We start from the raw sequence: 264 nt of genomic DNA, 5'->3' as shown, positions 1-264 counted from the left end.
GAGTTTCTTTTAAGAAATCCGTGTTGGGTAACAAACCGATTTGTACGAAGATCCCCGCCAATTCGACTGTGTGTTCTTCATCCGTCGCACGATCTTTGTATTTCAGTGCAGTCACTTGTTTGCCATCACCGACTACTTCTGTAGACAACGCATTTTTGATGACAGTGGTATTTGGCAAGCTGTTAAGTTTGTCTTGTAATACTTGGTCAGCACGCAGCTTAGTATCAAACTCAACTAAAGTGACATGTTCAACAATACCAGCCA

General features: G+C 42.0%; 1 pseudogene. It reads right to left on the bottom strand.

The features are described from left to right. A pseudogene (locus AC1M9A_RS14455) lies at positions 1–264 on the bottom strand (alkyl hydroperoxide reductase subunit F); the annotation flags it as partial.

The organism is Acinetobacter sp. ANC_7634, from assembly GCF_056779875.1.
The sequence above is the reverse complement of the archived record's forward strand: the minus strand, read 5'-3'. Positions and strand labels throughout refer to the sequence as shown.